Raw genomic sequence first — 13,618 nt, forward strand, 5'->3', positions numbered from 1 at the left:
ATGTATACCTTTCATTTCTTACAGGTGTTGTTATTAACCAATGCTTTCGCTGTCCGGTTTTTCTTATTTTTTAATCAATTACTGCTGCATGTTGATCATGACGTTTTCCTGCCACAGACGCGGCAAGGTTTTCGCGCTCTTATCCCAGGCAGCCGGATCTGCAATCGGGTGCGCATTTTTGTATTCGCTGGAAGGCAACAGTTTGGCTTTTGCATCGTCTGGCAGCGTGATGTGATCGGCACGGATTGGACGGGCATAGCCTTGTGCCAGATTGATCTGACCGGCATCAGAGAAGATGTATTCACGCGCCAGTTTGGCGGCGTTCGGATGTTTGGCGAATTTGTTGATGATCGTGGTGTAACCGGACGTGATAGTGCCATCAGATGGGATCACCACGTCGAAGCGGGTTTTGTCGATTTTGTCGCGATAGCTCAGACCGTTGAAGTCCCAGACTACGCCAACCTGCACTTCACCTTTTTCCAGAGACGCGATGACCGGGTTAGTCAGGCTCAGACGCCCTGCTTTCGCCAGTTTGCCAAAATATTCCAGACCTGGTTTCAGGTCCTTTTCATTGCCGCCCATCGCGTAAGTTGCCGCCAGCACGCCATTTGCGGCCTGCGCTGCGGTGCTCACGTCACCGATAGTCACTTTGTATTTGCTGTTTAGCAGATCAGCCCAGCTGTGTGGCTCATCTTTCACCTGCGATTTATCAATGATGAAGGCGATAGTGCCGGTATAAGCAAGTGCCCACATACCCTCTTTATCTTTTGCCCAGTCTGGTACCTGATCCCAGGTGGTTGGTTTATAGGGCTGAGTCACGCCTTTTTGCACGGCAACGGGTCCAAAAGCTGCACCCACGTCGCCAATATCAGCACTGGCATTGTCTTTTTCTGCCAGGAATTTCGCGATCTCCTGTGCCGAACTCATATCGGTATCGCTATGTTTCAGGCCATACTTGGTGCTCAGATCACTCCAGGTTCCTTTCCAGTTCGCCCAGTCATCAGGCATACCGACACTGTTTACCGTTCCTTCGGCTTGTGCCGCTTTCAGGAGTGCAGCAGGAGGTTCAGCGGCAAATGCCGATGAAGCGGAGAGGACAAGCGCGCTGGTTAACACAGAAGCGAACAACTGTTTCATAACGGATGCTCCGGATGGTAGTGTGTGTGAAGTGCTGGTCTAGTCCAGCAAGAACCAAGCCAATCTAACGCTCAATTGTGATAATTATATGTCAGCGCGAAAAAGCAGCAGTTTTAAGCTTATCGCTGTTAACAAGCGCACATTATTTACACGATGAAAGTTCAGATTGGTGCAAAAACGCACTGAAATGAGGCTTGCTGACCGATGAGTGAATCGCAGACTACCCTTGCCGTTATCTGCAAGGCATTAAGCGAAAGTATTGCGGCCGGGGCATTTTCTGCCGAGGGAAGGCTGCCTTCTGAGCGCACGTTGAGTGAACAGTTTTCCACTACCCGTATTACATTACGGGAAGCATTGAGCCAGCTTGAGGCCCAGGGTCTGATTTACCGGGAAGTACGCCGGGGCTGGTTTGTTTCCCCGCCACGCATTGTCTACAACCCGCTGCAAAGAAGTCACTTTCACGCAATGGCGAAAGATCAGGGGCGCAGCGCAAAGACCACAGTGATTAATGCGAAGCACTGTATTGCCAGCGATACGGTGTGTCAGAAGTTATTGTTGCCGTCAGAGAGTGAGGTCATTTGCATCCGGCGGTTGCGTTATATCGATAACCGCCCGGTTTTGTACGTCGAGCACTATCTTAATCCTCTGTATTTTCAGGGCATTCTTGACGCGGATCTCACGACATCGCTGACTGATTTGTACGCATCCCGCTATGACATCCATTACGGACGCGTGCGTTTCGACATGGTGCCGACATTGCTGCCTGAAGAGGCGTCACATGCACTGAAAGTGGCTCCCGGTAGCCCGGCGTTGTTTATTACGCGGACCAACCGTGACCAGCATGACCGGGTCATCGACTGCGATTTAGAATACTGGCGCTATGACGCGCTGCACATTGATGTGGAAGTGAGTTGATTTAAGTGGAAAAAAACACCGATGGGATACCCTAAATCATTCGAGATGAATTAAGGCGGCAACTGAATGAACCCCAGGAGCTTACTGAAGTAAGTGACTGGGGTTCGTGATGGCAGCCAACGCAGAGTCAACTTGAAGGATGACGGGTATTAGTCGGCGTCGTAACCTAAGTTCGGCGCCAGCCAGCGCTCCACTTCGGCGACTGGCATATTTTTACGTACCGCGTAATCTTCGACCTGATCACGCTGGATCTGTGCCACGGCGAAGTATTTGCTGTCAGGGTGGCTGAAATACCAGCCTGACACCGCAGCACCCGGCCACATCGCAAAGGATTCGGTCAGTTGCATACCGGTATTGGCTTCCACATCCAGCAGCTTCCAGATTTGCCCCTTTTCAGTGTGTTCAGGACAGGCCGGGTAACCGGGCGCCGGACGTATTCCCTGATAATTCTCGCGGATCAGCTCTTCGTTGCTCAGATTCTCGTTGGCGGCAAAACCCCAATACACCTTGCGCACTTTCTCATGCAGGTATTCCGCAAACGCTTCTGCCAGACGGTCAGCCAGCGCCTTGATCATGATTTTATTGTAATCATCATGCTGTTTGTCATACGCCTCGGCCAGCGCATCCTCCTCCAGCCCGCCGGTTACAGCAAATGCCCCCATGTAATCTTTCTTGCCGCTGGATTTCGGTGCGACAAAGTCAGCCAGGCAATAGTTGGCGAAATCGGTTTTTTCCGTTTGCTGACGCAGATGATGGCTGACCACCAGCACGTCTTCGCGGCGTTCATCGCTGTAGATTTCGATGTCATCGCCTTTGCGGTTTGCCGGGAAGAGGCCGACGACGCCGCGTGGGTTGAGCAATTTCTCAGCGCAAAGTTTATCGAGCAGGTCATTGGCATCTTTGAACAGGCGTTTCGCTTCTTCGCCGACAACTTCATCTTCAAGAATGCGCGGATATTTACCTGCCAGCGACCAGGTCATGAAGAACGGCGTCCAGTCGATGTAATTGCGCAGTGTTTCAATGCTGGCTTCGACTTTCTGGATGCCAAGACGATGGGCCACTGGTGGCGTGTAAGCTTCCCAATCGATAAAAGTAGCGTTGTCGCGGGCCACTTCAAGACTCACTGGCGGCGTGCGCGGCTTTTTACGACCATGCTGGATACGTACAGTGTCGTACTCTTTACGTGTACGTTCGATAAACGCGTCCCGCTGATCTTTTGACAGCAACGCAGACACCACGCCGACAGAACGCGAGGCGTTTTGCACGTAGCAGGTCACACCACTGTAATTTTTTTCGATTTTCACCGCAGTGTGCGCTTTCGATGTGGTTGCGCCGCCAATCAGCAACGGCATGGTAAAACCACGCCGCTCCATTTCTTTCGCGACGTTGACCATTTCATCGAGTGACGGCGTAATCAGCCCGGAAAGCCCGATGATATCGACGTTTTCTTCGATGGCGGTTTTCAGGATTTTGTCCGTCGGCACCATTACACCGAGATCGATAATCTCGTAGTTATTACATTGCAGCACCACGCCAACGATGTTTTTACCGATGTCATGGACATCGCCTTTGACCGTGGCCAGCAGGATTTTGCCGTTGGTCTGGCCCTTTTCCTTGCTGGCTTCAATGTATGGCTCCAGATAGGCCACGGCCTGTTTCATCACGCGCGCGGATTTCACCACTTGCGGCAGGAACATTTTACCGGCACCAAACAGGTCGCCGACGACGTTCATACCGTCCATCAGCGGGCCTTCGATCACTTCGATAGGACGCGCGGCCAGCTGACGGCACTCTTCGGTATCCAGTTCGATAAATTCGGTAATGCCTTTCACCAGCGAGTATTCGAGGCGTTTTTTCACGTCCCAACTGCGCCATTCCGCCTGCTGCTTATTCGCTTCTCCATCGTCCTTGCTGCCACGGTATTTTTCAGCCAGTTCAAGCAGGCGCTCAGTACCATCATCGCGGCGGTTGAGGATCACATCTTCGACGGCGTCGCGCAGTTCAGCCGGTAAATCATCATAAATCGCCAACTGACCGGCGTTGACGATGCCCATATCCATACCGTTGCGGATGGCGTGATACAGGAAGACGGCATGAATGGCTTCACGTACCGGTTCGTTACCGCGGAAAGAGAATGAAACATTGGAAACACCGCCGGAAATCAGCGCATGCGGCAGTTGTGCTTTGATATCGGCGCAGGCTTCGATGAAATCGACGGCGTAGTTGTTGTGTTCGTCAATGCCGGTCGCCACCGCAAAGATATTCGGGTCAAAAATGATGTCTTCCGGCGGGAAGCCGACTTTTTCAGTCAACAGCTTGTAGGCACGGCGGCAGATTTCAATTTTGCGGGCGCGGGTATCCGCCTGCCCGGTTTCATCGAATGCCATGACCACAACGGCCGCGCCGTACCGGCGTACCATACGGGCGTGGTGCAGGAAGGCTTCTTCGCCTTCTTTCATGGAAATGGAGTTAACAATCCCCTTGCCCTGAATGCATTTCAGGCCTTTTTCGATAACATCCCATTTGGAGGAGTCGATCATGATCGGCACACGGGCGATATCCGGTTCACCGGCAATCAGGCTGAGGAAACGCACCATTGCCGCTTCGGCGTCGAGCATCCCTTCATCCATGTTGATATCGATGATTTGCGCGCCACTTTCTACCTGCTGACGGGCTACAGCCAGCGCTTCCGCATACTTTTCTTCTTTAATCAGTCGCTTGAAACGAGCAGAACCGGTCACATTAGTACGTTCACCGACGTTCACAAACAGCGTCTGTGGATCGATGGTCAGCGGTTCCAGCCCTGCCAGACGACAGGCAACAGGAATGGTCGGTAAAGCGCGGGGCGGTACGCCTTCCACGGCTTTCACCATCGCCGCGATATGCGCAGGCGTGGTACCACAGCAGCCACCGACAATGTTCAGAAAGCCCGAGCGTGCCCATTCGGCAATATGCTCAGCCATTTCTTTGGCTTCGAGATCGTATTCACCGAAAGCATTAGGTAAACCGGCGTTCGGGTGCGCGGTAACATAACATTCTGCAATACGAGATAACTCAGCGACATACTGACGTAACTCATCCGGCCCCAGCGCGCAGTTAAGGCCAAAGGTGAGCGGTTTAACGTGACGCAGCGAGTTATAAAAAGCTTCGGTTGTCTGGCCAGATAAGGTGCGGCCGGAAGCATCAGTAATCGTGCCGGAAACCATGACAGGCAATACGATGCCCATTGCTTCGAATTCACTTTCTACTGCGAACGTCGCGGCTTTGGCGTTGAGAGTGTCAAATACGGTTTCGATCATGATCAGATCGGCACCGCCTTCGATCAGTGCCCGGGTGGATTCGCGGTAGGCTTCAACCAGCTGATCGAAAGATACGTTACGAAATGCGGGATCGTTAACATCCGGGGAAATCGACGCCGTCCGGTTGGTCGGGCCTAAAACCCCGGCAACATAACGCGGTTTATCCGGCGTACGGGCGGTCCACGCATCGGCACATTGACGCGCCAGCCGCGCAGCTTCATAGTTAATTTCAGCCGACAGCGATTCCATATGGTAGTCAGCCATTGCAATCGTGGTGGAGTTGAAGGTGTTGGTTTCGAGGATATCTGCACCAGCAGCAAGATAACCGTTATGGATCTCGACGATCACGTCGGGTTTGGAGAGCACCAGAAGATCATTATTGCCTTTAAGATCGCTTTCCCAGTCAGCAAAACGCTCACCACGGTAATCTTCTTCTTCCAGACGATAGCTTTGGATCATGGTGCCCATGCCGCCATCCAGAACCAAAATGCGCTGTGCCAGCTGCTTATGTAGCGCCTCAACTCGATTAGTCACTTTCACCTCATCACCCATCACGCACACCCGGCAAATTGTTCATTCATGCGCCGGAAATCATGGTCAACATCCTAGCATACCTTCCTCAGCCAAAAGCCCGCACCGACGTGAGACTTTTTCAATTCGGGAAGACATCCCGCAAACGCAGTGCAACACATCGGATGAGCGTAAAGGCAGGTTGCGATCCATACTGTAAAAACGAAAACCAATTCCAAAAATGATTTTTCTTCGCCAGCTTTTGGCACATCTTACAAGGAACAGGCTCATGGCAACGTCCGTAACGGCTCCGGCCAAACGTGCTAAGAAAACCAAAGCCGCGGCTGTAACCGGCAGCGCCGCGACCGGGCAGGTACAGTCCCTGACACGTGGCCTTAAGTTGCTGGAATATATCGCTGAAGCCCAGGGCAGCGTGGCACTGACCGATCTCGCCCAGCAGGCGGGTTTACCCAATTCCACCACCCACCGCCTTCTGACCACCATGCAACAGCAGGGATTTGTCCGTCAGGTCGGCGATTTGGGCCTGTGGACCATTGGCTCACATGCTTTTATCGTAGGAAGCAGTTTCCTGCAAAGCCGGAATTTACTGGCAATGGTGCATCCGATGTTACGCCGCCTGATGGAAGAATCCGGCGAAACGGTGAATCTGGCGGTGCTGGATCACAGTGATTATCAGGCGATCATCATCGATCAGGTGCAGTGCAATGCCCTGATGAGGATGTCAGCGCCGATTGGTGGCAAATTACCGATGCATGCGTCGGGTGCCGGTAAAGCATTTCTTTCGACGTTGCCGGAAGAGCGTCTGGCAAAACTGCTGCATAAAATAGGCCTGCACAGCTATACGCCCCTGACAAAAACGTCTCCTGTGAATCTGAAGCAGGAGTTGGCGGATACCCGTAAACGCGGCTATGCCTTTGATGATGAAGAGCATGCGCTCGGACTGCGTTGTGTGGCAACCTGCATTTACGACGAACACAACGATGCCTATGCGGCGATTTCAATCTCGGGCCCGGTTTCACGAATCACCGATGACCGCGTGACGGAACTGGGTGCACTGGTGATTCATGCGGCGAAAGAAATCACGCAGGCCTACGGCGGTGGAAAACACTGAGAAAGATGCTGAAATCCCACCATTATCCGGGAGGATTTCAGCAAATTAACGCTGGCTAAAACGCCGGGAACGACGATACGCAAAAACATCTTCGACGTGCCCTTCACGGATACGCTGTTGCAAACCGCGCCAGTAACCGGCGCTAAACAAATCGTCGTGTAGCGTTTCAAAGATTTGACCAAGGCGTTTGTCGCTGCAAAGGAAATGCCGGAATTCTTCCGGGAAAACATCGCCCGGAGCAATGCTGTACCAGGGTTCGCTGGCCAGTTCATCCTCCGGGTAACGGGGTGCGGGAATATCGCGAAAATTAACTTCAGTCATGTAGCAGATTTCATCGTAGTCATAAAACACCACACGACCATGACGGGTCACGCCAAAATTCTTAAACAACATGTCGCCGGGGAAGATATTCGCCGCAGCCAGTTGTTTGATCGCATTGCCGTATTCTTCAATCACGTCATGAAGCTGCGTATCGCTGGCCTGTTCCAGATATAAATTCAGCGGCGTCATACGCCGTTCAATGTACAGATGCCGGAGCGCAATGCTGTCCCCCAGATCTTCTATCTTGGCAGGTACTTCGCGCTGTAGTTCAGCCATCAGTTCAGGGCTGATGTTATTCTTTGGCAGAACAAAGTGCTCAAATTCCTGGGTATCGGCCATCCGCCCGACGCGGTCATGCTCTTTCACCAACTGATAGCAGGCTTTGACCTGTGCCTCAGTCACTTCTTTCTGCGGCGCAAAATTATCTTTTATCACCTTGAACACGCGGTCACTGCCAGGCAGGGTAAATACCAGCATGACCATGCCTTTGACCCCCGGCGCAATAATAAAAGACTCGTCGGTTTGCGCTATAAAGTGCAAATGCTCACGGTAACATTCTGTTTTTGCGTGTTTTTGACAACCGATAGCGCTGTACAGCTCAGCCGTGGTTTTGGCCGGTAAAATCTCACGTAACCATTCAACCAGCGCACCGGGCTGCGGGGCATACACCATAAAATATGAGCGGGCAAAGCCAAAGACTATGCTGGCATCGTTGCTTTCCGTCAGACAGGCATCAACAAATAACTCATTCTGATGACTAAGATGCACCGGCAATAACAGCGGGAATATCTGTGAAGCACATCTGATTTTGCCGATTATCCACGCGGCTTTATTGCGATAAAAAATCTCGGTAGCGATCTCAATATCAGCATCCGCAAGCCACTCTGCGGGGAAGCGTTGCTTTAATGCAGTGGCAATATAATCCACATCACGGTTCGCATCCTCCCACGGTAAGCGCACCGGCAGGTCATCAAGGACTTTTACCAGCGTGGCAAAGAAATTACCCTGAACCGGGTAGAGGCGTGACAAAGGACGGGCACAATGTTGCTGACGCCGGGAGGACTGCTCACTGAAAATAAAAAGTTTGTCCGCTGTCAGATCGCGATGTTTGAAAATCCGGCAATAGACTGAATTAAAAAAGCTTTCAGCGATTTCAGCCCTCGGATAATCAGGCAGTAATCCGGAGTAACATTCCTTTATGCGGATCAGAAACGCGGCATCATAAAAACGCTGGCCGGTAATGCATTTGAGCTGGGCGACAACCAGACCGACATGGTGGTCATACAAATGGATACGTTGCTTCATCGCTGCCTGTACCGCTGACCAGTCGGCATTTTCAAAGCGCTGCTGCGCCCCCGATGTCACTTCGAGAAAGCGGCCGTACTGGGCGTCGAACCCCTGTAAAATAGTCTGCGCAATCAACAGCTCTATACGCATAGTGGCGACTCCCTGAGGAAAGAGACCCGGCTTTCACCAGGTCTGATGAGCATCAGTGTGACGTCGGAGAAAACTGCTGTTCTTCGGTAGAGCCGGTGAGTGCGGTGACCGAGGAGCGACCGCCCTGAATAATGGTGGTGACTTTGTCGAAATAGCCGGTTCCGACTTCCTGCTGATGAGAAGCAAAGGTATAGCCGCGATCTATGGCCGCAAATTCCGGCTCCTGCACTTTATCCACGTAGTGCTTCATCCCCTCGCCCTGTGCATAAGCATGGGCAAGATCGAACATGTTGAACCACATGCTGTGAATGCCCGCCAGCGTAATGAACTGATACTGGTAACCCATCGCGGCCAACTGGTCCTGGAAACTGGCGATGGTTTTATCGTCGAGATTCTTCTTCCAGTTAAACGATGGCGAACAGTTATAGGCCAGCAATTTGCCCGGGAATTTAGCGTGGATGGCCTCAGCAAAACGCTGAGCCAGTTTCAGATCAGGCGTCGATGTCTCGCACCACACTACGTCGGCATAAGGTGCGTACGCCAGACCGCGACTGATGGCCTGCTCAATACCGGCGTTCGTCCGGTAGAAACCTTCATGTGTTCTTTCGCCGGTAATAAACTGGCTGTCATACGGGTCGCAGTCCGACGTCAGTAAATCTGCCGCATCGGCATCGGTACGTGCCACCAATAACGTCGGCACACCAAGAACATCGGCGGCAAGACGCGCGGAAATCAGCTTCTGTACGGCTTCCTGTGTCGGCACCAGAACTTTGCCGCCCATATGCCCGCACTTCTTCACCGCAGCAAGCTGATCTTCAAAATGAACGGCGGCAGCACCGGCTTCAATCATGGATTTCATCAGTTCAAAGGCATTGAGTACGCCACCAAAACCGGCTTCAGCGTCCGCCACAATCGGCAGGAAATAGTCGGTATAGCCAGGCTGCCCGGGCTCAATGTTATTGGCCCACTGGATCTGATCAGCGCGACGAAAAGTGTTGTTAATCCGCGCCACAACTTCAGGCACCGAATTCACAGGATACAAAGACTGGTCGGGATACATACTGGAAGCCGTATTGGCATCCGCGGCAACTTGCCATCCCGAGAGATAAATGGCTTCGATACCCGCTTTTGCCTGTTGTAAGGCCTGGCCACCTGTCAGCGCGCCGAGGCAATTCACATACCCTTTACGCGATGCGCCGTGGAGTAAATTCCACAGGCGGGCGGCTCCGTGCTGAGCCAGCGTACACTCCGGATTGACTGAACCTCGCAGGCTGATCACTTCTGCCGCCGTGTAAGGTCGGGTGATATTTTTCCAGCGTGGTTGGCTCCACGTTTCTTCAAGCTGCTGAATTTGCTGAGTACGGTTCGTTTTCATGGCAAATACTCCGGTCTTTTTATGTGTAGGGTAAGAAGGATCAGGCCAGCAGCTGATAGCCCGGCAGGGTCAGGAAGTCGATTAACTCATCTTGTGTGGTGATTTTTTCCATCAAGGCAGCCGCCTGCGTGAAACGACCGGCGCTGAAACGTTGTTCGCCCAACTCCTGCTGAATAACCAGCATTTCTTCGTTCAGCATGCGGCGGAATAACGGCTTGGTGACGGGTTGTCCGTCATTAAGCGTTTTGCCGTGGTGGATCCATTGCCAGATGGATGTGCGGGAGATTTCAGCCGTGGCAGCATCTTCCATCAACCCGTAAATCGGGACGCAGCCGTTGCCAGAAATCCAGGCTTCAATGTATTGCACTGCGACGCGAATATTGGCGCGCATTCCCTCTTCAGTACGCTCGCCGGAACAAGGTTCGAGTAATTGCTCTGCAGTAATTTCGGCATCTTCTTCACGTAGTACATCCAGCTGGTTTGAACGGTTGACCAGCGCTTTATCGAACACTTCAAGCACGGTGTCAGCCAGCCCAGGGTGTGCAATCCAGGTACCATCATGTCCGTTATTCGCTTCCAGCTCTTTATCTGTCCGGACTTTATTCAGCACCCACTCGTTACGCTTAACGTCTTTGCTGGGAATAAAGGCTGCCATTCCGCCCATCGCAAATGCTCCACGCCGGTGACAGGTTTTAATCAGCAGCCGGGAATAAGCATTTAGAAAAGGCTGAGTCATCGTTACGGACTGACGGTCAGGTAATATACGGTCAGAATGATTCTTCAACGTTTTGATATAACTGAAGATGTAATCCCAGCGACCACAGTTCAATCCGACAATGTGATCGCGCAAGTGGTAAAGGATTTCGTCCATCTGGAAAACCGCAGGCAGGGTTTCAATCAGCACCGTGGCTTTAATCGTGCCCCGCGCCAATCCCGCATAATCCTCGGCAAAACTGAAGACCTGGCTCCACCAGTCAGCCTCATGATAAGACTGCATTTTTGGCAGATAGAAATAGGGGCCACTGCCTTTTGCCAGTAATGCGCGATAGTTATGGAAAAAGTACAAAGCGAAATCGAACAACGAACCGGGAATAGCTTCACCCTGCCAGTTCACATGCTTTTCAGGTAAATGCAGGCCACGTACACGACAAATCAGAACGGCAGGATCAGGTTTGAGCTGATAAATTTTCCCGGATTCATTGGTGTAGCTGATACTCCCGTTCACCGCATCGCGTAAGTTAATCTGCCCTTCTATAACTTTCTGCCAGTCCGGTGCCAGAGAGTCCTCAAAATCCGCCATAAAGACTTTTACATTGGCGTTCAGCGCATTGATCACCATCTTGCGTTCGACAGGACCAGTGATTTCTACCCGGCGATCCAGTAAATCAGCCGGAATGCCCCGTACCTTCCAATCTGAATTTTTTATGGAATTCGTTTCCGAAATAAAATCAGGCAACACCCCCTGATCTATCTTCTGCTGTACGGCAATGCGATCGGCCAGTAATCGATTTCGCAGCGGGGTAAAACGGACAACCAGTTCGGATAAAAAATCCACGGCTTCTTCGGTCAGAATTTGCGCTTCGTTTTCACCAAAACGGCGCGTAAAACCAAGCTGACTGCGGGTAATTTGCTCAGACATCGTTTATCTCCTGATTTATCTGCTTAATCTGCCAGACCGCCTCACTGAACAGATGCTATTACGGTCGAAAACATACCCGAGATACGCTCATGATCCTGAGGTGGCTTTTCTCTGGTTATTTATTGCCCGATAGATTTAAGCGTAATCAGTAATTTCATAAAATCAAAAACGATTTCCATTTTATTTAAAAATTAAAAAAGTTCTGTTTTTAATCAATTAGATAGAATTAAATAAATTTTCCGTAAAATGGGAATGAATTTCGAATCTAAGAAAAATGTATGCAGAAGGAAGAAGATCAGAAAAAAGATCGCAGGGAGAAAAAGGGGAGAAAAACAGACGACCGATAAGATCGTCTGCTGGAAGCGGAAAGGGATTTACTCGAGTGTCGGATTCATCTGGCGCAGATCAAACGGCGTGATCTGATAAACATAGTAATTCAGCCAGTTAGTGAACAGCAGATGTCCATGGCTTCGCCAGGTCGCCTTCGGTGCCAGCTCGGCGTTATCCTGCGGGAAATAGTTGTAAGGCATTTCAGGTGATAACCCCGCCGCCACATCACGCAGATACTCTCCTGCCAACGTTCCCGCATCATATTCAGGGTGCCCGGTCACAAAAGCCATCCGCTTATCTTTTGTCGCAAAGAGATAGGCGCCGGCTTCGTCGGATTCAGCAAAGATCTCCAGATCCGTGTGCTGGCGGAGCACATCAGCCGGAAAATCTGCATAACGGGAATGGGGTGCCAGGAAGCTTTCATCAAAGCCACGGGTCAGTAATGCCAGCGGTTGCAGCGTCTGATGAGGATACACACCCGAAAGCTTCGCTTCGCGGGTCATTTTAGGTAGTCCATAAAGCACATTCAGAGCAGCCTGAACCGCCCAGCAAACAAAAAGTGTGGATGTTACATGCTTTTTCGCCCAGTGGATCACGCGCTCAATTTCCGGCCAGTATGCTACATCACAAAAATCGACCAATCCTAAAGGCGCACCGGTAACGATCAGGCCATCATAGTTGTCATGCTGAATGTCTTCAAAGTCACAATAGAAATTATTCAGATGCTCTGCAGGGGTGTTTTTAGATTCACGACTGTCAATGCGCAGCAGCTGCACATCTATCTGCAGAGGAGAGTTGGAAAGCAGCCGTAAAAACTGATTTTCGGTCTCAATTTTCTTCGGCATCAGGTTGAGAACCAGCACCTTAAGAGGACGGATCTCCTGCGTTTTCGCACGTGATGACGTCATGACAAAAACGTTCTCATTGCGCAGGAAATTCACGGCTGGTAATTCATCTGGAACCCGGATCGGCATAACAACTTCCTCACTACATCCATTTATACGTTTAGACTTCTAGATAGCCGAAGATAACGGGTTTTGATTGAGATGTCGAGCCTGCAAGCGGTAAGTGAAAATGTTTCAGCTTAAGCTATTAATTTAGACGTTCTGGTTACAAAGGAGAGCCGATCAGGGCGCAGGAGAGATAAAAACGGCGAGTTAAGTTGTGGATCCTGACGGTTTTTAGGATAGATAATGTACAGAACATTTCAAATTTCCCATAGCAAAAAGCCCCGTACTTTCGTACGGGGCTTTCCACTTATTTGATGCCTGGCAGTTCCCTACTCTCGCATGGGGAGACCCCACACTACCATCGGCGCTACGGCGTTTCACTTCTGAGTTCGGCATGGGGTCAGGTGGGACCACCGCGCTACTGCCGCCAGGCAAATTCTGTTTCATTCGTACCGCTCACCCTACATCAGGCTTGCACTACGAACCAATCTCGGAACTTCAGCTGAAAATCTACTTCAAGTCTCTAAAAACACCTTTGGTGTTGTAAGGTTAAGCCTCTCGGGTCATTAGTAC

The 13,618-nt window shown here is 51.2% G+C and carries 8 protein-coding genes and 1 rRNA gene; 2 read left to right on the forward strand and 7 right to left on the reverse strand.

Annotated elements, in window-relative coordinates; all coding sequences use genetic code 11:
* Positions 1-78 precede the first annotated feature (78 nt).
* Positions 79-1,137, reverse strand: a complete 1,059-nt coding sequence (locus GW591_RS15465) for an ABC transporter substrate-binding protein (RefSeq protein ID WP_013577385.1) — start codon at positions 1,135-1,137, stop codon at positions 79-81.
* 204 nt (positions 1,138-1,341) lie between these two features.
* Here GW591_RS15465 and GW591_RS15470 point away from each other — a divergent pair, with 204 nt between their 5' ends.
* Positions 1,342-2,052: a UTRA domain-containing protein gene (locus tag GW591_RS15470; protein WP_153376136.1), complete on the forward strand. Its 711-nt coding sequence runs from the start codon at positions 1,342-1,344 to the stop codon at positions 2,050-2,052.
* Positions 2,053-2,201: 149 nt separating this feature from the next.
* On the opposite strand, the gene metH is transcribed toward GW591_RS15470, so the two are convergent.
* A complete protein-coding gene (gene metH / locus GW591_RS15475) occupies positions 2,202-5,903 on the reverse strand; it encodes a methionine synthase (RefSeq protein WP_121019639.1) in 3,702 nt (1,233 codons plus the stop codon).
* A 247-nt stretch (positions 5,904-6,150) separates the two neighbouring features.
* Here metH and iclR point away from each other — a divergent pair, with 247 nt between their 5' ends.
* On the forward strand, positions 6,151-6,993 hold the full coding sequence (gene iclR / locus GW591_RS15480; RefSeq protein ID WP_013577388.1) for a glyoxylate bypass operon transcriptional repressor IclR: 843 nt from the start codon (positions 6,151-6,153) through the stop codon (positions 6,991-6,993).
* 45 nt (positions 6,994-7,038) lie between these two features.
* On the opposite strand, the gene aceK is transcribed toward iclR, so the two are convergent.
* The 5 genes from aceK to rrf all read right to left on the reverse strand — a co-directional run bounded on the left by aceK (position 7,039) and on the right by rrf (position 13,477).
* Positions 7,039-8,751 (reverse strand): bifunctional isocitrate dehydrogenase kinase/phosphatase, encoded by a 1,713-nt coding sequence (gene aceK / locus GW591_RS15485; RefSeq protein WP_112197688.1) that lies wholly within the window; start codon positions 8,749-8,751, stop codon positions 7,039-7,041.
* Between the two features lie 52 nt (positions 8,752-8,803).
* Positions 8,804-10,126 carry an isocitrate lyase gene (gene aceA / locus GW591_RS15490; RefSeq protein ID WP_013577390.1) on the reverse strand — a complete coding sequence of 441 codons (1,323 nt, stop codon included), beginning with the start codon at positions 10,124-10,126 and terminating at the stop codon, positions 8,804-8,806.
* Between the two features lie 40 nt (positions 10,127-10,166).
* Positions 10,167-11,765 carry a malate synthase A gene (aceB, locus tag GW591_RS15495; protein ID WP_119262163.1) on the reverse strand — a complete coding sequence of 533 codons (1,599 nt, stop codon included), beginning with the start codon at positions 11,763-11,765 and terminating at the stop codon, positions 10,167-10,169.
* Between the two features lie 374 nt (positions 11,766-12,139).
* Positions 12,140-13,069, reverse strand: coding sequence for a homoserine O-acetyltransferase MetA (metA, locus tag GW591_RS15500; protein ID WP_013577392.1), 930 nt, complete (start codon positions 13,067-13,069; stop codon positions 12,140-12,142).
* A gap of 292 nt (positions 13,070-13,361) precedes the next feature.
* Positions 13,362-13,477 (reverse strand): 5S ribosomal RNA (gene rrf / locus GW591_RS15505).
* Positions 13,478-13,618: the final 141 nt, after the last annotated feature.

The sequence above is a fragment of the Rahnella aceris genome (assembly GCF_011684115.1).
Classification (GTDB): Bacteria; Pseudomonadota; Gammaproteobacteria; order Enterobacterales; family Enterobacteriaceae; genus Rahnella; species Rahnella aceris.

Excerpts from the sequence above, each read along its gene's own strand:
- metA (WP_013577392.1), bottom strand. The coding sequence starts at position 13,069 with ATGCCGATCCGGGTTCCAGATGAATTACCAGCCGTGAATTTCCTGCGC.
- metH (WP_121019639.1), bottom strand. The coding sequence starts at position 5,903 with ATGGGTGATGAGGTGAAAGTGACTAATCGAGTTGAGGCGCTACATAAG.
- iclR (WP_013577388.1), top strand. The coding sequence starts at position 6,151 with ATGGCAACGTCCGTAACGGCTCCGGCCAAACGTGCTAAGAAAACCAAA.
- aceA (WP_013577390.1), bottom strand. The coding sequence starts at position 10,126 with ATGAAAACGAACCGTACTCAGCAAATTCAGCAGCTTGAAGAAACGTGG.
- aceK (WP_112197688.1), bottom strand. The coding sequence starts at position 8,751 with ATGCGTATAGAGCTGTTGATTGCGCAGACTATTTTACAGGGGTTCGAC.
- GW591_RS15470 (WP_153376136.1), top strand. The coding sequence starts at position 1,342 with ATGAGTGAATCGCAGACTACCCTTGCCGTTATCTGCAAGGCATTAAGC.
- aceB (WP_119262163.1), bottom strand. The coding sequence starts at position 11,765 with ATGTCTGAGCAAATTACCCGCAGTCAGCTTGGTTTTACGCGCCGTTTT.
- GW591_RS15465 (WP_013577385.1), bottom strand. The coding sequence starts at position 1,137 with ATGAAACAGTTGTTCGCTTCTGTGTTAACCAGCGCGCTTGTCCTCTCC.